At 42.8% G+C, this 21,264-nt stretch carries 23 protein-coding genes and 1 pseudogene; 13 read left to right on the top strand and 11 right to left on the bottom strand.

All coding sequences use genetic code 11. From position 1 onward, the window contains the following. Positions 1 to 12 precede the first annotated feature (12 nt). Positions 13 to 1,224, top strand: coding sequence for a threonine ammonia-lyase (gene ilvA / locus HMPREF9145_RS09610; protein WP_036907300.1), 1,212 nt, complete (start codon positions 13 to 15; stop codon positions 1,222 to 1,224). Positions 1,225 to 1,229: 5 nt separating this feature from the next. Next, the gene (locus HMPREF9145_RS09605) at positions 1,230 to 1,607 is read left to right on the top strand and encodes a RidA family protein (protein WP_021826186.1); all 378 of its coding nucleotides are present in this window, start codon (positions 1,230 to 1,232) and stop codon (positions 1,605 to 1,607) included. Positions 1,608 to 1,739: 132 nt separating this feature from the next. Here the strand turns inward: HMPREF9145_RS09605 and HMPREF9145_RS09600 are convergent, their stop codons facing one another. Further along, positions 1,740 to 2,747, bottom strand: a complete 1,008-nt coding sequence (locus HMPREF9145_RS09600; RefSeq protein WP_021826188.1) for an aspartate-semialdehyde dehydrogenase — start codon at positions 2,745 to 2,747, stop codon at positions 1,740 to 1,742. Between the two features lie 467 nt (positions 2,748 to 3,214). Next, entirely contained in the window at positions 3,215 to 3,475 is a 261-nt protein-coding gene (locus HMPREF9145_RS13105; protein ID WP_081697744.1) for a tetrahydrofolate synthase, read from the bottom strand. Positions 3,476 to 3,492: 17 nt separating this feature from the next. Between HMPREF9145_RS13105 and HMPREF9145_RS13785 the strand changes: the two genes are divergently transcribed. Further along, the gene (locus tag HMPREF9145_RS13785; RefSeq protein ID WP_196809768.1) at positions 3,493 to 3,645 is read left to right on the top strand and encodes a DNA-directed RNA polymerase; all 153 of its coding nucleotides are present in this window, start codon (positions 3,493 to 3,495) and stop codon (positions 3,643 to 3,645) included. Positions 3,646 to 3,720: 75 nt separating this feature from the next. Here HMPREF9145_RS13785 and HMPREF9145_RS13100 read toward each other — a convergent pair whose 3' ends face one another. Beyond that, entirely contained in the window at positions 3,721 to 3,981 is a 261-nt protein-coding gene (locus HMPREF9145_RS13100; RefSeq protein WP_081697743.1) for a tetrahydrofolate synthase, read from the bottom strand. A gap of 17 nt (positions 3,982 to 3,998) precedes the next feature. On the opposite strand from HMPREF9145_RS13100, the gene HMPREF9145_RS13780 reads away from it, so the two are divergent. Next, positions 3,999 to 4,151 (top strand): DNA-directed RNA polymerase, encoded by a 153-nt coding sequence (locus tag HMPREF9145_RS13780; RefSeq protein WP_196809767.1) that lies wholly within the window; start codon positions 3,999 to 4,001, stop codon positions 4,149 to 4,151. A 55-nt stretch (positions 4,152 to 4,206) separates the two neighbouring features. Here HMPREF9145_RS13780 and HMPREF9145_RS14265 read toward each other — a convergent pair whose 3' ends face one another. The 8 genes and pseudogenes from HMPREF9145_RS14265 to HMPREF9145_RS09575 form a co-directional block, all read right to left on the bottom strand. Continuing rightward, on the bottom strand, positions 4,207 to 4,413 hold the full coding sequence (locus HMPREF9145_RS14265; RefSeq protein WP_316928792.1) for a hypothetical protein: 207 nt from the start codon (positions 4,411 to 4,413) through the stop codon (positions 4,207 to 4,209). A gap of 15 nt (positions 4,414 to 4,428) precedes the next feature. Further along, positions 4,429 to 4,575, bottom strand: a complete 147-nt coding sequence (locus HMPREF9145_RS14260) for a hypothetical protein (protein WP_316928791.1) — start codon at positions 4,573 to 4,575, stop codon at positions 4,429 to 4,431. Positions 4,576 to 4,841: 266 nt separating this feature from the next. Then, a pseudogene (locus tag HMPREF9145_RS14255) lies at positions 4,842 to 4,916 on the bottom strand (tetrahydrofolate synthase); the annotation flags it as partial. 234 nt (positions 4,917 to 5,150) lie between these two features. Next, positions 5,151 to 5,891: a nucleoside-specific channel-forming Tsx family protein gene (locus tag HMPREF9145_RS09595; RefSeq protein WP_021826165.1), complete on the bottom strand. Its 741-nt coding sequence runs from the start codon at positions 5,889 to 5,891 to the stop codon at positions 5,151 to 5,153. Between the two features lie 30 nt (positions 5,892 to 5,921). After that, a complete protein-coding gene (locus tag HMPREF9145_RS09590; protein WP_021826137.1) occupies positions 5,922 to 6,179 on the bottom strand; it encodes a hypothetical protein in 258 nt (85 codons plus the stop codon). Between the two features lie 4 nt (positions 6,180 to 6,183). Beyond that, positions 6,184 to 9,015, bottom strand: a complete 2,832-nt coding sequence (locus tag HMPREF9145_RS09585; RefSeq protein ID WP_021826141.1) for a putative LPS assembly protein LptD — start codon at positions 9,013 to 9,015, stop codon at positions 6,184 to 6,186. A gap of 63 nt (positions 9,016 to 9,078) precedes the next feature. Further along, a complete protein-coding gene (locus tag HMPREF9145_RS09580) occupies positions 9,079 to 9,615 on the bottom strand; it encodes an HDIG domain-containing metalloprotein (RefSeq protein ID WP_021826178.1) in 537 nt (178 codons plus the stop codon). Between the two features lie 3 nt (positions 9,616 to 9,618). Further along, positions 9,619 to 11,397, bottom strand: coding sequence for a biotin/lipoyl-binding protein (locus tag HMPREF9145_RS09575; RefSeq protein ID WP_021826174.1), 1,779 nt, complete (start codon positions 11,395 to 11,397; stop codon positions 9,619 to 9,621). 184 nt (positions 11,398 to 11,581) lie between these two features. Between HMPREF9145_RS09575 and HMPREF9145_RS09570 the strand changes: the two genes are divergently transcribed. From HMPREF9145_RS09570 to HMPREF9145_RS09535, 9 genes are all read left to right on the top strand, one after another. Further along, positions 11,582 to 12,427: a lipocalin-like domain-containing protein gene (locus HMPREF9145_RS09570; RefSeq protein ID WP_021826209.1), complete on the top strand. Its 846-nt coding sequence runs from the start codon at positions 11,582 to 11,584 to the stop codon at positions 12,425 to 12,427. A gap of 207 nt (positions 12,428 to 12,634) precedes the next feature. After that, positions 12,635 to 12,841 (top strand): hypothetical protein, encoded by a 207-nt coding sequence (locus tag HMPREF9145_RS13775; protein ID WP_021826216.1) that lies wholly within the window; start codon positions 12,635 to 12,637, stop codon positions 12,839 to 12,841. Positions 12,842 to 13,034: 193 nt separating this feature from the next. After that, entirely contained in the window at positions 13,035 to 13,163 is a 129-nt protein-coding gene (locus HMPREF9145_RS14180; RefSeq protein ID WP_257898607.1) for a hypothetical protein, read from the top strand. Between the two features lie 363 nt (positions 13,164 to 13,526). Beyond that, a complete protein-coding gene (locus HMPREF9145_RS09560; protein WP_021826175.1) occupies positions 13,527 to 14,312 on the top strand; it encodes a hypothetical protein in 786 nt (261 codons plus the stop codon). Between the two features lie 13 nt (positions 14,313 to 14,325). Continuing rightward, positions 14,326 to 14,649, top strand: a complete 324-nt coding sequence (locus tag HMPREF9145_RS09555) for an MGMT family protein (RefSeq protein WP_021826177.1) — start codon at positions 14,326 to 14,328, stop codon at positions 14,647 to 14,649. A gap of 74 nt (positions 14,650 to 14,723) precedes the next feature. After that, a complete protein-coding gene (locus HMPREF9145_RS09550) occupies positions 14,724 to 15,713 on the top strand; it encodes a YqiA/YcfP family alpha/beta fold hydrolase (RefSeq protein WP_021826196.1) in 990 nt (329 codons plus the stop codon). 209 nt (positions 15,714 to 15,922) lie between these two features. Beyond that, positions 15,923 to 17,215, top strand: coding sequence for a Fic family protein (locus HMPREF9145_RS09545; protein WP_021826190.1), 1,293 nt, complete (start codon positions 15,923 to 15,925; stop codon positions 17,213 to 17,215). Between the two features lie 41 nt (positions 17,216 to 17,256). Then, positions 17,257 to 17,748 carry a methylated-DNA--[protein]-cysteine S-methyltransferase gene (locus HMPREF9145_RS09540; protein ID WP_007135341.1) on the top strand — a complete coding sequence of 164 codons (492 nt, stop codon included), beginning with the start codon at positions 17,257 to 17,259 and terminating at the stop codon, positions 17,746 to 17,748. A 6-nt stretch (positions 17,749 to 17,754) separates the two neighbouring features. After that, positions 17,755 to 21,084: an AAA domain-containing protein gene (locus HMPREF9145_RS09535; RefSeq protein WP_021826170.1), complete on the top strand. Its 3,330-nt coding sequence runs from the start codon at positions 17,755 to 17,757 to the stop codon at positions 21,082 to 21,084. The last annotated feature ends 180 nt before the right edge of the window (positions 21,085 to 21,264 follow it).

Raw genomic sequence — 21,264 nt, 5'->3', positions numbered from 1 at the left:
ACTCATAATTTCATGTTACAGTTAGATCAATTTTATAAAGCTCGTTACGTATTAAGCACTGTTTTGCGTAAGACAGAGCTTGTACATGCCAAGAAAATCAACCCAGATGTCGACGTATATCTAAAGCCAGAATGTCTTCAACTGACTGGTTCTTTCAAACTTCGCGGTGCATATTTCAAGATTTCTCAACTCTCAGAAGAAGAGAAAGCAAAAGGAGTCATCGCCTGTTCTGCAGGCAATCACGCCCAAGGTGTAGCCTTAGGAGCTACTGCAATGGGCGTAAAGAGTCTTATTTGTCTACCCGAAGGAGCGCCTATTTCGAAAGTAGAAGCGACACGAAAGCTTGGTGCTGATGTGATGCTTGTACCCGGAGTATACGATGACGCCTATCAAATGGCGTTGCAATTACGCGATGAACGAGGTTACAGTTTCGTGCATCCCTTCGATGATGAGAACGTGATTGCAGGGCAAGGAACGATAGGACTTGAACTCTTGGAACAGCTTCCTGACCTCGATGCTGTAGTCGTTCCAGTCGGTGGAGGAGGTCTAATCTCGGGCGTAGCCTTTGCTATTAAGAGCCTAAACCCACATGTAAAGATCTATGGAGTACAGGCAGAAGGCGCTCCAAGTATGGTCAATAGTATACATGATCACACGATAGAACGTCTTACGAATGTATCGACTATAGCCGATGGAATCGCTGTAAAGGAGCCGGGAAAACTAACGTTTGACACCTGTTCTTCCTATGTAGATGAGATTGTAACTGTTACAGAAGACGAGATTTGTGCAGCCATTTTAAAACTTATCGAAAGTGAAAAGATGGTGGCAGAAGGTGCTGGTGCCACGAGTGTTGCAGCCGTAATGTTTAACAAAGTGCCTGTAAAGGGAAAGAAAACGGTATGTATTGTCAGTGGTGGAAACATTGATGTGACCATCTTAAATCGCGTGATTAACCGTGGACTTGTTAAGAGTGGACGCCTTTGTACGCTTGATCTTGAGTTGGATGATCAGCCTGGTAAGCTCCTCGATGTATGCACTGTGATTGCTCAGAAGGGGGCAAATGTGACAGGAGTGCACCATGATCGTTCGGCCAACCGCAAGAAAGTGAACGCTTGTTTGCTGCGTGTGACGATGGAAACTAAGAACCAACAGCACATAGAAGCAATCATAAAGGCGTTGGAAGACAAAGGATTTGCAATATTTAATAACCCAAACTTAAAATAATTTATATGAAAACGATTCACACAAACAACGCTCCTGCGGCTATAGGTCCATATAGCCAAGCTATCGAAGTCAATGGTTTTATCTTTGCATCTGGCCAGATTCCTATCGATCCTTCGACTGGAAACTTCGTTGAAGGCGGTATTAAAGAGCAGACAAAACAGGCCATTACCAACGCTAAAAACATTCTTAAAGAGGCCGGAATTGACCTTACACACGTGGTAAAAACTACTGTTTATTTGGCAAACATGGCTGATTTCGCTGCGATGAATGAGGTATATGCCACCTTCTTCCAGCAGCCTTTCCCAGCTCGTTCGGCTGTTGCTGTGAAAGATTTACCTAAGGGTGCTCTCGTCGAAGTAGAGGTTTTAGCATATAAAGGCTAAGAAGAGAAGAAACCGAATAGGTTGAAAAATAACATAATTATGAAAGGGTAAGAAAGTCAAAAGACGCTCCTTGAACAATAAGTCAAGTGAAGTCTTTTGCCATTCTTACCCTTTTTCTGTCGTATTTCTCTATTATTTTTTCGATTTTACCAGGTATTCTGCAATCTGAACAGCGTTTAATGCAGCGCCTTTTCTAATCTGATCGCCTGTCAACCATAGAGTGTTGCCATTGTCATCTGCCAAGTCTTTGCGCACACGACCAACGAAAATATTGTCTTTTCCCGCACTTTCTAATGGCATAGGATATACATAATGTTGCGGATCGTCTACCAAAGTAACTCCTGGAGCGGCTGCCAACGCTTTGCGAATCTCGTCAACCGACAATGGCTTTTCAGTCTCAAACCACACACTTTCAGAGTGAGAACGAAGCGAACTCACACGTACACACGTTGCACTTGTACGCACATCGCTGTGCATTATCTTACGCGTTTCGTTGAACATCTTCATCTCTTCCTTTGTATAGTCATTCGAAGTCATCTTGTCTATCTGTGGAATGACGTTGTAAGCCAACTGATGTGGAAACTTATCTATAGTCTTAACAGCACCTTCTTCGATAAGTTCTTTATACTGTTTCTCCAGTTCTTGCATCGCAGCTGCACCTGCTCCGCTCGCACTCTGATAGCTGGCGATATGTATTTTGCGTATATGACTGAGCTGATCTATGGGTTTCAACACCACAACCATCATGATAGTAGTGCAATTTGGATTAGCAATGATGCGACGAGGGCAGTCTAACGCGTCCGCAGCATTCACCTCAGGAACGACCAAAGGCACATCATCGCACATACGAAATGCACTCGAATTGTCTATCATTACAGCGCCATATTTCGTTATTGTGTCTGCAAACTCCTCCGAAGTACTACCACCTGCCGAGGTAAAGGCTATGTCAACATCTTTGAAATCATCATTATGCTGCAGCAGTTTCACCTCATATTCCTTCTCCTTGAAGGTGTATTTGCGACCTGCACTGCGTGTAGAACCAAACAAAACCAAGTCATCCATCGGGAAGTTTCTTTCTGCAAGGATGCGTAAAAACTCTTGTCCCACAGCACCACTTGCGCCAACTATTGCTACTTTCATCTACGATTTATAATTTAATTCAATATACTATGTTGCAAATTTACATAATAATTTTCTAATTTAGCCTACAATATGATGATTTAATTTGGCTCTTTGTGTGAAATTGTAGCTAAAGAAACATCCTCTCATTCGATAGTATAATCCTCGCGAAACAAGTCAACCCGTCTTCCATATCTGGGCATAAGCGTTAATAAAATGATATACAAAACAAATGATTTTGTAAAATTTATTAGCGTGATTTGGTATTCATTCATACGTGCATTGTCGAAATTTATATCATGGAATAAACGTTTCAACGCCGTAGGTGTTGCGGTTTTTCGGCGTAAATTGCCATTAATTCAGGTGTATATTGACATTAATCATGTTATTAAATGCACGTTTCAACACCATCGGTGTTACGCTTTCTAAGCGTAATCCGATATTAATTACCTCACTATAACTATGCTTTTACAGAAAAAGCTCAACACCTATGGCGTTGAATCTCCTTGCAAATACTCACCCGGGGTAGGCTCGTTCCTCGCCAACCCCGGGCTATCAAAGACACAACTCGTACCGAGTTGCACCATAAGGGCATTTATAATGTTAAACACATTCATCGAGTAATCATCATCATACACACGATGTTGCGGGTTGGAAACATTCATAATGGCAAATACGTTCATTAGAAGATTGACACAACACCTACTGCGTTGCGTCATTACAACATCCGCAATAGTGGATGTATTCATTGGAATATTGGCACGTTTTGCTATTTATTTATTCGCATGTTGGTAGCAATTATATTATAAAATGGATGTTTCAACGCCGTAGGTGTTGCGCTTTTGATAGCCCAGGGTTGCCAAACGATAGTGCAGGCTACCCTGGGTTAGGATGTGTTGTGTGGGGAACAACGCCGTAGGTGTTGCGCTTTTTCGGATTAATCCGCCATAAAAGGGTTCATCGTAAGTGTGACTTCACAGAAAAAGCTCAACACCTACGGCGTTGAATCTCCTTGCGGATGTTTACCCGGGGTAGGCTCGTTCCTCGCCAACCCCGGGCTATCAAAAGAACAACTCGTACCGAGTTGCACCATAAGGGCAGTCACAATGTTAAACACATTCATCGAGTAATCATCATCATACACACGATGTTGCGGGTTGGAAACATTCATAATGGCAAATACGCTCATTAGAAGAGTGATATAATACCTACTGCGTTGCGTCATTACAACATTCGCAATAGTGGATGTATTCATTGGAATATTGGCACATTTTGCTATTTATTTATTCGCATGTTGGTAGCAATTATATTATAAAATGGATGTTTCAACGCCGTAGGTGTTGTGCTTTTGATAGCCCAGGGTTGCCAAACGATAGTGCAGGCTACCCTGGGTTAGGGTATGTTGTGTGGGGAACAACGCCGTAGGTGTTGCGCTTTTGATAGCCCAGGGTTGCCAAACGATAGTGCAGGCTACCCTGGGTTAACGTATGGTTTGTGTGGAACAACGCCGTAGGTGTTGCGCTTTTTCGGCATAACCCGCCATTAAAGGATTCATTATAGGCATGCCTTCACAGAAAAAGCTCAACACCGATGGCGTTGAATCTCCTTGCGAATGTTTACCCGGGGTAGGCTCGTTCCTCGCCAACCCCGGGCTATCAAAGACACAACTCGTACCGAGTTGCACCATGAGGGCATTTATAATTTAGAGCACCTTTATCGAGAAAATATCACAATACCAATGCAGTTGCGTGTTGAAAACATTCATAATGGCAAATACGTTCATTAGAAGATTGATATAATACCTACTGCGTTGTGTCATTACGACATTCGCAATAGTGGATGTATTCATTGGAATATTGGCATATTTTGCTATTTATTTATTCGCATGTTGCCATCAATTGTATTACAAAATGCATGTTTCAACGCCGTAGGTGTTGTGCTTTTGATAGCCCAGGGTTGCCAAACGATAGTGCAGGCTACCCTGGGTTAGGGTATGTTGTGTGGGGAACAACGCCGTAGGTGTTGCGCTTTTTTTGATTAATCCACCGTCAAAGGTTTAATGGTAAGCGTGACTTCATAGAAAAAGCTCAACACCTATGGCGTTGAATCCCCATGCTAACGTTGCCCCGGGGTAGGCTCGTTCCTCGCCAACCCCGGGCTATCAAAGACACAACTCGTACCGAGTTGCGAGATGAAATAATTGTAGTGACGATAATGTTGATAATAAAACGTAAAATGATTTGCGTCATTTCATCGTGTAAAATACGGCAAATCATGCGATCATTTGACGCTCATCACGCGGTCGTTTGCATCAAATCATTTTACGTTCTACGCCACATCATCATATAAAAAGCACCGAGGCACATCACTAATGCGCATCGGTGGTTTATTTTTTCCTTTAGAATGTTGAGCGGAAGTAGTTTATTAGAAGGTCCACTTTGCGGCAACTGTCGGTAAAGCATAAAAGCGATTGTGCTCTCCTCGCTTGTTCCACACAAAATTGTTACTAAGTTCTACCTCGCTTCCGAGACTCAAGTTGACACCCTGCATGCCTTTCAACGTGTTTAGATTGAACCAGAACTGCGGCTCACTCAATAGGATCAGTTTGCCATTTACATTGGGATTATACCACAAATCGCAAAAACCGCTGAAGGTACATAAGCCTTTTGCAAACGTCGTACTCCACACTTCGGTCAACTGAAAGCCACTAAATGGGTGGGCACCATAGTGTTTATTCTTGAAATAATACTTGTACATAGCTTGCACAGAGAAGGTCTTTGAGAAGTCAGCACTATGCCAATTCCATGCACCTCCAAGCAAAACAGCGTGCTGAAAGCGGTTAGCTTGCCAGGTATCTTCGTCAGAAGACAAGCCGCCATTATACTCAATGTGAGCTGCCCACTGCTTGTTTTTGGTGAGATTAAACTCGCGTGATATCTCCCAATAAGCCCCAGCGACGCCTTCTCTCTGATAGTCTATGTCGGTAAACATAAAGGTTGAGCCCCACTTATCAGGCTTAAACATTTCTACAGTGGTAGTAACTGACGGACGATTGGTAAGATCTTTGTAAAGCGAATGACCCAAGTCATAGTGCAATTGCACGTTTTGTGCTGTTGCTCCTAAGGTTAAAAGCAACAACAAAAGCATAATAAAAGATTTCTTCATTGTGATAGTTTATGATATAAAAGATATGTATTAAAGTTGTTCCTCCAATTGTTTCACAGCGCTTTTCATGTCATCTGCAAAAGAAGAGTGCGTCAACAGGAAGCCTTCTTTGCCTTGTGCAAGGGCCTCATAGAGCGCTGGGCTCATCTCGTTGACATACTCACTGATGGCATATTCGATGTCATCTTTCTGACGCTCACTATGAGAAAAGGCATAGACCTGCCATTTCTGATGAAAGAAACAATAGGCTGCCTCGATGCTGTCTTTGGTAAATTGCGTTTTGTTCATAGGCTTAATACCACTGCACGGCATTGCTGTAACCGCTCCGTTTGTCATATTTCAACGCGTCGGTCAAGGTGCTTGCATTACAGCGGAAAGTGAAATTATAGCTTGTATAAGGTGCCAATACGACCTGACAACTCATGTTAAAGCAGTGAAGGTCACGCTGCAAACTGGCTGTTGTCATACTCATGGCGTGATGATCAAAGTCATATCCAGATGAGAAACTAATGTTCCAACCGTCACTTATGCGTATGTTTCCACTGAAGTTCAAGGTTTGTGTGAACATGTATGGATAGCGCATGGTGTGATAATTGAACTTATTGATGTCGGTATTCTCACGCATTGTGATGCCATAACCAAAGGTAATAGACCATGGCATGTTGAAAGTCATGTAACCATCATCATCAGTTTTCGCCTTGTTACTACCTCGTTTACTGCGTGCATTGCGTTGACCTTCAATCATATCATCGTCAACATTCGACTCAATATTGGTGTCAATACCTTCTGCATTGGGGTCGTTGCGCTTGCCTTTTGAGTTATTCTCGTCACTGCCTCCACCGAAAAGCTTCTTTATTTTCTCTGGAGTGAGTGTGTAAGAGATATTTTGTGACATACCTTGGAAACGTCCAATCTTTCCCATTCCCCAATAGGTGTGGTTGCCAACATAAGGCCTTCCATGACTATCGAGCTCGTAAGCATAAGATGCAAAGACTGCGTTGAGGTTGAAAGTATAGTTTTTCCACCACTTCAAACGCAAGTCGACACTGAGGTCACTCCATGGTTTCTCTTTGGCAGCCATGTTATATGACATTCTGAAACCAAGGTTATCAATGATGCTTAACTTGCGGATGCCCGTAGAATCTTTGTCAGATTTAATCTTCATCTCAACGTTATTGTCAAATGAGAAGCTAACACTTCCCATCTTACCACGGCCGGGAACGCTGTAAAGACCATTGGAATAAGGTGAATAGTCAACGAGTTCAACGCTGCCGTCGGCATTGGTTCGCTGATAAGTGCTGTAGTAACCATAGCGTGATGCACCGAAATCGGGGGCATAACTAAAACTTACCGATGGCGTGATGACATGGCGAATGGCTTGAATTTTGTCGCCAAAGAGCTTGCGGTTAGGAATGAACATTCCATAAAGTTTAGTGCTTGCACTGATGCTAAAGTCCCAGTTGTAGATGTTATGGAAGCCATATGTGGTGTCAGCAACCTCCTTTTGAGTGGCCGTATTCCATGACCTTGTCACCTTATTGGTGTACATGCGGTCGGTGAAATTAAACGAAGGATTTACATTAATATAATTAAACAGCGTGAAACTCCCGCTGATTGGGATGCGGTGTTGCATGCCATTGCGCCAGTCTTTGATGAGATTTGAATGGAAAAGTCGGTCTTCCTTCGTGTTGATAGAATTGCTTATTTGTCCTGTATAGCTTACCGCAATCTTCTCATACCAGCGTTCTGCCCCGACAGCATGACGTCGTTTGAACGGATAAAAACGGCTCAAACTGATGTTCAAGTCAGGCAAAGTGAGAGCTATACTCGAATCACTCATGTTCTGATTCAAGTTGGCTGTGGCACTGAGTGATAGTCCGATGCTTGAAAAATTGGTGCCCCAGCTGACCGAAGATGTACGAGTTGTCTGCGAGAGTGTTTGCGGATTGTAAAGACTATTGAGGTTGTTGCGCTCATAACTTGACGTAGCAAAGTTTACGCTTGCAGCCAAAGAGCTGTATGGGTTGGCTTTAGGATCCTGGCGATGGCTCCATTGTATCTTGAAGCTTTGCTGCCGACTGAAGTCTGGCATGCCTTTATCTCCGGTCTTAGTATCTTGATAACTGCCATAGAAACTGCCACTATAACGATAGCGTTTGCGGTAGTTTGTGGCCGCACTCAAGCCCCATGAGCCTTTGGTATATATCTCTCCAAGGAGTTTTAAGTCCCATTTGTCGTTGATAGCAAAGTAATATCCCCCGTCACGTAGGTAGAAACCACGTGTATTTTCGTCACCATAAGTAGGCATGATAAAGCCGCTTGAATACTTCTTTGAGAATGGAAAGAAGCCATAAGGAATGGCAAGTGGCAGAGGAACATCAGCCACAACAAGATATGCTGGGCCAAAAACAACATCCTTACCTGGGCGTACTTTCGCTCTCGAAAGCGCTATATAGAAGTCTGGATGCTCTTTATCGCAAGTGGTATATCGGCCATGTTTTAAGAAGATCTCACCATCAGCATTACGCTTGGAGAGTTCACTTGAGAGATAACCTTCTTCTTGTTGTGTCTTAACATTATCGATAAGACCTTTCTTAGTCTTAAAGTTGAATGCCATAGTATCACTCTCATAGTTGTCTGATCCCAATGTAAAGACCGGCGTACCTGTTAGTCCTTTTGTCGCCGTATCACGCACTCCGGTGGCATGAACAAGGCTACTGTCCATGTTTAGTGTAATGCGTTCGCTCTTAAGGTCCATGTTTTCATACTTCACACTCGATGTACCATAGAGGAAAGCCGTCTTATTTTGTGCGTCGTATACCATAGAATCATTGGCCGAAAAGTTCACAGGAGCGTCTATTCCGTTCTTCTTTTGCCGGTTCAATGAGTCAAGTCGGATGGAGTCGTCAATGAGTTTGTTGTGATGATAGATAGCCAACTGCAACGAATCCATCTGAGTTGTGTCGATGGGTTGACGGTTGGCAGAGTCAGTTTTCAGGGTTTTGTTTATAGCAACACTATCGTTAGGAGCACTCTTATGCCTCTTTCGGAACTGATAGTCGACATTGGCCATCACAAAAAGGACGGCACATAGCAACATGACTATAAACGAATATCTTCTCATTTAGTGTGCAAAGATAGTGATAAATCACTGAAACACGCTTGTTTACAGCGTTAAAAGTTATTTTTATTCGAATAGCTTCTCCCACAATTTGAATCGCTCTACGCCATCTTCTCCAAAGCGTTTAAGACTCCGTTCGGCTTGTTCTATGGTCTTTTCTACTTCTGGATGCGTTTTAGAATAAAACTTATCAGCATAGCAAATGACTTTCTCTTCCATGGTTTCGGGTAGGAAATCTTTGTGAGGAAGAGGCAGATTGAGTTTTATTATCTCTTCTTTTGTGATGCCAGCCCCCGTGTGTCGCTCACATACTCTGGCGTGTTTTGGGAAGCCTTCTGCCCGTAACAACTCTGCACCTATACGTCCGTGGATGAGATAAGGCTCGCTTCCGAAGCAATAAATACCTGGTGCATCACATTTGAAGATACCGATATCATGGAGCATTGCCGCTTCAATGACAAACTGACGATCAAGAGAAAGCTCAGGATGTAGGTCGCAAATGCGCACAGCACGCTTAGTAACAAGCGTGCTGTGTGTCATGAATATATACCGAAGTTGATTGTCTTCGGGATAGTATTTGTCAATAATCTGCTGATAATCCATGGCTTATTCTGCCGTGGGACGTTGGATATAAGCTATCACATCGCCTTTATTTACCTTGTCACCTTGCTTTGCTTTAATCTCAACAAGCTTGCCTCCGAGTGCTGCTGGGATAGCTTCGAACTCGCCCCAAGACGTGCAAATATAACAGAAAGTGTCGCCTTCTTTGTACTCTTTACCAATGAATGGTTCAACAGCGGGAGCTGCTTCACCGTCTCCTTGGAACTCCCAGAAGATCTGACCTTTAACAGGTGATACGATAGCATCAGCCATTGCATGCTTGAATGCGGTTGCTTCTTCAACACTAACCTTTGCTCCAAGCTTTGCATCTTTGGCCTTTTGAAGATCTTCTAAGAAGTTCTTCTTGGCCTGACCACTCTTATAATTGCGATACTGTTCAGGGTGCATAGCCAGTTCAAAGAGTTCTTCGTCGTCCTGACCATAGTCCCATCCATTCTCGTCCATTTCCTTTTTAAAGTCTTCCAAGGCATCCGTTAGGAGCGTACGAGGGTCAACATCCGTAAACTCTCGACCTTGTTTCTTTGCCAATTCAACAAGAACGGGGTCAATCTTTCCTGGTACTTTTCCGCTCTTTCCAAGGATCATACCCCACATAGACTCGTCCATCATGACAAAACGACCCTTTCCTTGCTCCATTGTTAGCAAGTTCATGAGTGCTATATTCTTAGTATATTGGCTGAAAGGTGTTACCAATGGTGGATAACCTACACGTGGCCAAACATACTCAACCTCATTGAACAACTTCACAAGCATATCGTCCATAGAGAGTTCTTCCTCACCTTTCTTCTTACGAAGGTTATTGATTGTCTGACGGATTCCACCGAGATCGGCCATCATTGAGCCCATCATTCCACCAGGAAGTCCGCAACCTAACAACAAGGAAGACATGATTTTGTTCGATGGATTGATAAAGTATCCGAGCCATTCATCAATGAATTCCTGAGTAAGTGCACGTGCCTTCATGTAGGCATTCATATTGATTTCTGGCACATCGAAGCCCTCATTACGCAACATACTCAATACAGATATGATGTCGGGATGAACCTTTCCCCAAGACAAAGGCTCTATAGCTGTGTCGATAATATCGGCACCATTCTTGCAAACTTCAAGGATAGAAGCCATCGAAAGGCCTGGACCTGAGTGACCATGATACTCAATTAATATGTCAGGATGCTTAGTCTTTATGGCCTTAGTCAGCTTACCTAAGAAGGCAGGTTGACCGATTCCAGCCATGTCTTTGAGGCAAATCTCTTCAGCACCAGCTTCAATCAATTCGTCAGCAAGGTTCGTATAGTATTCCAAAGTGTGTACAGGCGACGTTGTAATACATAGTGCCGTCTGTGCAGTCATACCTGCTTCTTTTGCCCATTTGATTGAAGGCTTGATATTTCGAACGTCATTTAAGCCGTCAAAAATACGAGTAATGTCTGTTCCTTGCGCATGTTTTACACGATACATCATTGCGCGAACATCGTCTGGAACAGGGTACATACGGAGAGCATTTAAGCCTCGATCCAACATGTGTGTTTTGATTCCGGCCTCCTTTAAGGGTTTACAGAAAGCACGAACAGCCTCATTTGGGTTCTCACCGGCAAGGAGATTGACTTGCTCAAAGGCACCACCATTGGTCTCAACTCGTGCAAAACAGCCCATCTCTACAAATAAAGGAGCGATGCGTTCCAATTGATCTTTGCGTGGTTGGAACTTGCCAGAACTCTGCCACATGTCTCGATATACGAGACTGAATTGAATTTTCTTTCCCATTATGTAACTATAAATTGTATTTGATATCCTTAAAATAAAACTGGTTCTTGCCTGTAGTCTACTTATGATTACAATGCTATCAGAACCTATCGGCCTGCAAAATTAGGTAAAAAATCCCAAAAACGACATTACAATATGTATTTTTTGCAATTATTGCTTTATATTTGCACAAAATTAAACTCAAATGAAAGTAAAGACAATTCTCTTTTTTTTCTGTCTCACTTGGCTTGTAGTGGCGTGCGAAGAAAAGGCTAAAGATAACGCGAAACCAAAGGAATCGCAGACAACATCATACAAACTCAAGGGCGATAGCACGATATATGGCTTGGCATGTGAGGGTTGTAATGATTCCACTATAGTGCTTTTACCGATGGATGGCAGTGATCCTGTGCGCTATGATGTCATAGATGCACACCGCAACGGGCGTGTAGTGGGCAACATTCAGATAGGAGATTGGATTGGTGTTGTAGCCAACAAACAAGATAAACACACGGCAGATGAGGTCATCAATCTCGACGAAATAAAAGGCATTTGGTGTTATGTTGTCATGCCGAAAATGCGCGATTACGAGAAAATGAGCAAAAGATTGCAGAAGAAAATGATGCGAGATATACCCGATTCTATAAAGCAAACCTATCTCATTCCACGCGAATATGGCTTTTGGTTGCGTCGACAATGGACGGCACAAAGCGTGGGTTATGTCAGCGAACAATCTTCTTTAGAGCAAGAAAGCCCTGTAGTCTATCCGCAATTAGGCTTCTTTACGGGCTGGCATATATGGAATGGGAAGCTCGTTATAGAAAGCGCCACACCACGATATAATGCAGATAACACCATCACAATAACCAATCCCGTTAAAGATACGTGTATAATCGTCTATTTAGGAAAGGATTCTCTCGTGCTCAGTGACGGCATTGAGTCGCGCAGTTACTACCGAAAGAAGAATATTAATGACGTGAATGTAAAAGCTCGTTTCATTGCGGATAAACTCAAAAGAGAGGCATTAAAGAAGGCTATGCAACAGCAATAACAACATAACATCAGTGTCATTGACCGCTAACACGATTTTCATTTACAAACAATCCTCATGTTGTGGCGGTTCATTATCACCGACTCCATTTCTCCAATGCTAACAGATGATATAACCACCTGATAATAAACCCATTACAATTCACCTCATTTTACGTGGTGATTTGGTTCATATCGCCGTGTGATCTCCGTCATTTCACTGCGCGAAATGCTTCAAATCATTTTCTTATTTAATATAAACAACACCAGCATCCCCTATCAACCCATTTGCGGTTACAAATATCCTGATATGCAACGCCGTAGGTGTTATATCAAGATTCATATTTTTTCGCGTTTGAATTTAGGATGTATTGTGCCGAAAAAGCGCAACACCTACGGCGTTGGTCCACGCAAACCATACGTTAACCCAGGGTAGCCTGCACTATCGTTTGGCAACCCTGGGCTATCAAAAGCGCAACACCTACGGCGTTGAAAAATTTACATTGATTCATTATTCGTAGCGTAATTCATAGTAATATAAATTATAACGTATCATATTTGATTCATTAACACAAACCAATGAATTGTTTATTAATCACCGACGCTGTAGAATTTATGCCATTATTCCAATGAATGTATATTCCATTATGAATACCCTCATGGTGCAACTCGGTACGAGTTGTTCTTTTGATAGCCCGGGGTTGGCGAGGAACGAGCCTACCCCGGGTAAACGTTCGCAAGGAGATTCAACGCCATAGGTGTTGAGCTTTTTTTGAGAAAGCACGCTTATAATGACACCTTTTATGGCAGATTAATCAAAAAAAACGCAACAACTACGACGTTGTTCCCCACACATCATACGCTAACCCAGGATAGCCTACACTATCGTTTAGCAATCTCGGGTAATCAAAACAAGTTTCATCTATCCACATTGACATTCAAAGAGGAACTTCAATACACGCATTACACATTGTGCTTTTATGAAAAAAATATGTATATTTGCACCAAACAATTCATCAAGGTATGAGCAACGAGTGGGAAAAGATGCTGAATATGACCACAAAACAGACTTGAAACAATACGAAAAATAAAACTCATAAACTTTCAAAAACAAATAAAACATGAAACTAAAGAACTTTTGTTTACTCGCACTTTGTTTGCTATGTGCAAATCATCGGGCTTTCGCCGACGACAAAGATGAGCCTGTTCAGCGTTGGGCTATACAGGCAGGATTCGGTGGAACGACGCTCTATGATAACACACCAGACGGACAAGACTTCTATATGGGTGATGAAGAAGGAAACTATTTCTCGCTTTCGGCCGACTATTTTCTAAATGATCGTCTTGCACTGACTGGCGGTTTATACTATGCACAAGAAGGAATTGCCACCTATCTTGCCTCAGGAATAGGACTGAAGAAAGTCAATATGCTGGGTGTTGAAGGGGGAATCAAGTGGTATTTCTTCCCCAAAAAGTGGATTGTTCAACCGCATATTGGTGCCTTGTTACAAACCAATTGTTTAAACCTTGGACGCATGCGAGGCAGTGAACGCCATGAACTTAGTTCGGCATATCCAGGGAGTCATGTGCAAATGGACTATGATGTGCAGTGTCCTGCCTTAGCTTTCAAGCCACGTATTGGCGCAGACATACACCTGTTTAGTACGGTTTCGCTCTGTGTTGCCTATGATCTCAGCTTCGGTTTTGGGGGACATCATCGTGCAGACATGCGCTTTCTCGACCTTCCTTTGACGGGACAAGTGTGCCATTATAAGACAGACAACATGCGCTCTACTATCAGTTTGGGAGTGAAAGTCGACTTCCCGACAAAGTCAATCAGCCAAAAAACCTTCAACAACCTGCTTTACATCTTAAGCACTTGGATTGAATCGAAGGCACGTCATTAAGCTTTTTATCCGCATGTCTCACTTTGATTCCGACACGTTTCGACAGGAAGTCATCGACATTGTGCGTCAGATTCCGCGCGGACGAGTGCTTACCTATGGACTGATTGCACGCCTTGCAGGCTATCCTTTGCATGCCCGTCATGTGGGAAAAGCCTTGCATGGGGTTGAAGATAAAGCCATTCCGTGTCATCGTGTGGTGAACAGTGTGGGAAGAACTGCACCAGATTGGCCCGAACAACGACTGCTCCTTGAAAAAGAAGGAGTGTATTTCAAGTCGAATGGCAACGTCGATTTACGACACACTTTGTGGGAGATTGCGTCACACTTAGAAGCATAACATGGCGTTTTATTTTGCTTGTTTCGCATTTTTTTGTAGCTTTGTAGCAATAAACTTAAAAGGAAAAGAGAGATATGGATAACCCTTATAGTAAGCAATTTCCTTCATTGATGAAGGGGAAAAAAGTGATGTATGTGCATGGTTTCCTTTCTTCGGCACAGAGCGGAACCGTTAAAATGCTGCAAGAACTTATGCCTTCAGCAACTATTTTGGCTGAAGATATCCCCGTACATCCTACAGATGCCATGACAATGTTACACAAAATGGCTGATGAAGAGCAACCCAATCTCATCATAGGTACGTCAATGGGGGGCATGTATACAGAGATGTTACATGGTTTCGACCGTATACTTGTGAACCCAGCCTTTGCAATGGGCGACACAATGAGCAGCATGACAGGACATCAAGTGTTTCAAAACCCTCGCAAAGATGGCGTTCAAGAACTGATGGTCACCAAGGGGTTGATTAAAGAATACAAGGATATCACAACGCAATGTTTTGCCAATGTTGATGCCGAAGAACGTAAACGGGTCTATGGTCTCTTTGGAGATAATGACCCGGTAGTGCATACTTTCGACCTGTTTCAACATCATTATCCCAATGCTATCTATTTCCATGGCGAACATCGACTAATAGATAAGGTGGCACTTCATTATCTTATACCCGTCATTCGATGGATAGATGATCAGCAGAATGGCACAGAACGCCCGATAGTTTACCTGCACTACGACGCTTTACACGATAGTTTTGGTAAGCCGTTAAGCAGTATGCACAAGGCATACGAACTACTATTAGAGAACTATCAGGTTTATATTGTTGCGCCAGCACCTACAAACAACCACGCTTTTACAGACGAAGTGCAACGTTGGGCAGAGGAGTTTTTCTCAGCATCTGCCTATAATCATCTCATCTTTACCAATCAAAAGAATCTCCTTTATGGTGATTATTTCATTGATCCACAGCCAAATCCCGACTTCATGGGTACGACAATAGCCTTTGGAAGCGATGAATTTAAGACGTGGGAAGAGGTAATTACCTTCTTCGAACGGCTGGGAGGACAGTAAAAAGGGACTTCTTTCATCTCTTCTACCACGCGATAAAATAGGCTGAAGAAAGGCTGATGAGGCGATTATCTGATGCGATTAATGCACAAAAATTATTGGAAACGTTTGCTTTTGCAACATTAAATACGTATTTTTGTCGCAGATTTTGCGACGATATTCAATGTATAATGTCGCATCTTCTATGATTATTTACACTCAAAACAGCTATCATGTATATTCACGAAAGAGAGAACTGGACTGATTTTCAGTGGGAAAATAGTGCTATAGATGCACTGATTGAGCTGGCAAGTCGTAAGATTGGATTGCTTTATGGCAGGCTAAATAACCTTGGTTTCGATAATAAACTACGAGCCATGGCAGAGAATCTTACTTATGATGTAGTACAATCATCAGAGATAGAAGGAATTCGTTTGAACACAGAAGAGGTCCGTTCATCCATTGCACGCCATTTAGGTATCGACAACTTAAAGTACACTGCACCTTCACACTATGTTGAATCAGTAGTTAAAGTGATGCTTGATGCGATAGAACACTATATGCAACCACTGACAAAAGAGACGCTATGTAGATGGCAAAGTGCTTTCTTTCCAACGGGATTTAGTGATGGTTTTCCTATCGAAGTGGGCTGTTATCGAACGCATGAAGAGCACATTGTGTCGGGAATATTCGGCAAAGAACGTATTCACTACATTGCACCTGCACCACAACTTGTAGAGAACGAAATGGCAAACTTCATTCAATGGTTCAATCAACCACCGTCAACATCCAGCATAGTTCAATCGGGAATAGCACACCTTTGGTTTGTTTCTATTCATCCATTTGAAGATGGAAACGGACGATTAGCACGCATATTGTCTGATATTCTCTTGGCAAAAAGCGATAAAAATGAGTTTCGTTTCTATAACATTTCAGCAGAAATCAATCGTAATAAGAAACAATATTACAGCATTCTTGAGCAAACTCAACACGGAAATGGTGACATTACACCATGGCTAACATGGTATATCAAAACACTAATAGCTTCAGTTGAAGACGCAGAAACAAGCGTTAATAGCATCCTTAACAAGAGTTTCTTCTGGCAAAGAAATGCAAGTGTAATCATGACAGACCGCCAAACACAGATTATAAACATGTTTCTTGATGGCTATGAAGCCAAGATTACCTCGAAGACATGGGCCGCATTAGGTAATTGTTCAAAAGATACTGCCATACGAGATATACAGGATTTGGTGGCAAAAGGGGTGCTACGTGAGGAATTTCCAGGGGCAAAAAGACCTTGTTATGCCATTGTTTACGATCCCGAAGACCTCACTTCATGGTTTTCTGACACCCAAATAGAAGAGGAAAATGGCACATTCTATCTGCTGACTACATACAAAGGCAAGCAGAAAGTGCGCAATAGACTTCTCCGACTTGACGCAGAACGCTATATGAAAGGTGACCTTTCACAGCAGTCTTTACTGAATAAATATTGCGCATATCTTATGGATAATCCGAAATAATAAGGCGTATTAGGCAATAGAAAGAAATATTAGACACTACAATGGCAAACGAAATAGTATATGGTTTCGCTGAAACTCCGTTTGGAACAATCATCGTTGCGCGCACGATTGATGGCATTTGTGACCTCCAATTCTTAGGATGGAATCGCATGGAAGTTATCCATGAGCTTGCAAGTTATTGGGGAGTATACACTCCAACGACACAAAACGATGTGATGGCTGACACAGTTAAGCGCGTAATCTTTGACAACTACGACCACCATTTGAAACTCGACATGCAGGGAACTGACTTTCAAAAGCGTGTATGGAATGAGTTGTTGAAGACTAAAAAAGGCGAAACGCTCTCTTATCAAGAGTTGGCTGAGCGCGTTGGTCAACCCAAAGCAGTGCGTGCAGTGGCTTCAGCGGTGGCCGAAAATCGTATTGCTATGCTCATCCCTTGCCACAGAATTATCCATAAAGACGGTACAACGGGTGAGTATCATTGGGGCCGTGAGCTCAAGAAACAACTCTTGGAATGGGAAAAAGAATAATCAACCATGCCTAATTTCATCTCTGCTGACGAACTTTTTCAACGCATTTCATACATCATTGAGGCTGAAAACACAGCCCCAGTTAACAAGCTTTTGCATGAAACTTTGGTGCTAACTTGCACGGAAGGACTGGCAGGAAGTAACCTCGTTTTCGGCAACTTGTTTGCTCAAGTGGACTTCCTTTGCAAGAAAAACCGTGTGAATGGTAATGACACAAGAGCCATTCAACACATGAGAAGAGCCAGTAACAGGGCCGAAAGTATGGCACATGACGAACTGATGTATGCTTGCAGAGCACTTGCTTTGTTTGTTTCTGCGGTCTTTAATGTCGACATTCCATCTTACCTTGTGGGGCAAATCCCAGTGGAAGATAAGCCACAACAGGAGTTCAAACACATCGACTACCGCTATATTCGAGGCCTTGTCAACGAGGTTACCGAAGACACTTTTACCGTCAATATCGACCAAGATACCACCGAAAAGCAGCTGACCATACACCTCAAACCTCATCAGGAATATCTCAAGAACCTACTCCAGATAGGCTCACAGGTCAATCTTATCGATGTAGATACAGCCAAAGAAGCCGCTATAATCATATATGAGCCCGACTATCTCATTGATATCAGCAGCATTGCCCGATGCTTTTCAGACTATGGTCACCACCCTTTTACCTACCTTGTTAACGCCATGTCACCGGCTGCTAACAGTCAAGCCATCTTGCTTGGAAACTTTGCTGGCACTGCATTGGACGACATAATTAAAGGCAACGGGCATTATAACTGGCAAGAATCACTTAAAAAGAATTTTAAGGATAAAGCCTTGGAATACTGCACTTGCAGTGACTTGAACCGCAAAGAAGACTTTCGTGTGGCGGCCATTCGACAGACACAGAACATCCAACAGATTGTTGCTGAACTCTTCGGAGACTTTCATTGCGACCTCATGCAATTGCAAACCAACGTCACTTTCAGTCGAGAGAAAGCCATTCTTGAACCATCTTTCGTCTGCGAACAACTGGGGTTGCAAGGTCGAGTCGACCTTATGACGACGGATTTCAAGTTACTTGTTGAGCAGAAGTCAGGCAGTAACTTCAACATTCAAAGGCAAATGCCCAACGAATATGGTAGCTTTCAGAAGGAAGAACACTATGTACAGTTGTTGCTTTATTATGGAGTTCTGCGGCAGAACTTCAATATTTCAAGTAGCAAAATCGATATGCGTTTGCTCTATTCTAAATACCCATTGCCGGGCGGATTGGTTGTAGTTAATTTCTATCAAAAGCTCTTTCATGAGGCCATTAGCCTGCGCAACCGCATCGTTGCCAATGAATTTAGCTTCGCAATTGACGGATTTGGCAACATAACGGATAAGCTTTCTGTCGACACAATCAACGAAAATCAGCTCAACACTCCATTCTTTTTTAAATATATTCAGCCACGACTTGAGGAAATTATCCAGCCACTTCATCATCTCACTCCACTTGAAAAGGCCTACTATGAACGTATGATGACGTTTGTTTTTCGTGAGCAATTAGCTGCCAAAGTAGGTGGAAAAGAGGGCTTAAACAACTGTACTGCCGACCTATGGAACATGCCATTGGCAAGTAAAAAGGAGGCAGGCAACATCTATACAGACCTTACTATCAGTGCAAAAGCAAAGAGTAAAGATATCAATGGATATGATATCATTACGCTAAATATACCTGATCAGGGAGAGGAATTCCTGCCAAACTTCCGTTTAGGCGACTTAGTTTATCTCTATTCTTACGCTCCCGAAGAGGAACCGGATGTCAGAAAGTCATTGCTTTTCAAAGGAAACATCATCAAACTGCATACTAACAGCATCACAATAAAGACCGTAAATCCGATTCCTAACGAGGGAACGATGTGGGCAGTAGAGCATAGTGGCAGCGACATTGGAGGCACTTCAGCCATTCGTTCGCTGCATCAGTTCATCACTTCTGCTCCAAAATGCAGGCAATTGTTACTCGCACAACGCGCTCCCAAGCGTGACCTCACACTGCAACTGACCCAAAGTTATCACCCCACTTACGACCCATTGTTGCTGAAAGCCTTTCAAGCCAAAGACTACTTTCTATTGGTTGGTCCACCGGGAACAGGCAAAACGAGTATGGCTTTGCAATATATGGTGCGCGAAGCCTTAGCAAAAGGCGAGTCAATATTACTCATGAGTTACACCAATCGCGCTGTAGATGAGATCTGTGGAATGCTTTCTGACAATGTAATCGACTATATTCGCATTGGTAACGAATATAGTTGTGACGAACGATATCGCTCTCATTTACTTAGCGAATATATCGAAAACAATCCTAAACTCACTGCTATTCGCGAACGAATCATGGGTACTCGCGTCATTGTTGGTACGACAAGTACGCTTCAAAGCAAGTCTTATTTGTTTGAACTCAAGTCATTCTCCATGGCCATTATTGACGAAGCGAGTCAGATTCTCGAGCCAAACCTTGTGGGATTGCTGTCTAAACTGCCGAAATTTATTCTCATTGGAGACCACAAACAGCTACCAGCTGTAGTACAACAAGAGGTTAACGACTCTGCAGTGCACGACAAAAGATTGCATGATATCAAACTAACAAATTGTAGAAACTCGTTGTTTGAAAGACTCATCCGTGTGGAAGAAGCGGCTAAACGAACAGACTTTGTGGGGGTATTACGCGTGCAAGGACGCATGCATCCGGCGGTTGCTGCATTCCCAAATCGCATGTTTTATTTCAAAGAATGCCTGAAACCAGTGCCTCTTTCTCATCAAAAAGAAACGCGACTTCACTATGAACTGCCCTCTCAAGACACGCTCGATGACGCATTAAAAACTAATCGAATGCTCTTCATTCCTTCCAAAACATGCCATCATTCGCAGCTATCTGATAAGGTAAATCCCGATGAAGCCCACATCGTTGCTATCCTCTTGGGACGCATCTACCGTTTTTATGGCAACTCATTTGATGCAGACAAGACCATCGGTGTAATTGTTCCTTACCGCAATCAGATAGCCATGATTCGTAAAGAGATAGAGAAACTCGGCATCAAAGCACTCGAAAGGATTAGCATTGACACTGTAGAACGCTATCAAGGGAGCCAACGTGATGTCATCATTTACTCCTTTACGGTGCAACATCGCTATCAGTTGGACTTCCTAACAGCGAATTGTTTTGAGGAAAATGGCCATATTATTGACCGCAAACTCAATGTAGCCGTCACGCGAGCAAGGAAACAAATGATTATCACGGGTAACGAAATGGTGTTAAATCAAGACCCAATCTTCAAGGAACTCATAGCGAGTTGCGAATTAGGCCATTTGTAATGGTAAAAGGGTTGATTGGGGATGTTGGCATAGTTTATATTAAAAGAAAAAATGAGTTGACGCAAACGACCGGGTAATTTGACGCATTTTAGACGGTGAAATGACGGAGATTACGCAATAAAATGATAGAAATTACTTCGGAGGTAGATGTGATTTATGGCAACTTTCTATAAAAAGCGT

It is taken from the genome of Segatella salivae F0493 (genome assembly GCF_000477535.1).
GTDB classification, from domain to species: Bacteria; Bacteroidota; Bacteroidia; order Bacteroidales; family Bacteroidaceae; genus Prevotella; species Prevotella salivae.
The sequence above is the reverse complement of the archived record's forward strand: the minus strand, read 5'-3'. Positions and strand labels throughout refer to the sequence as shown.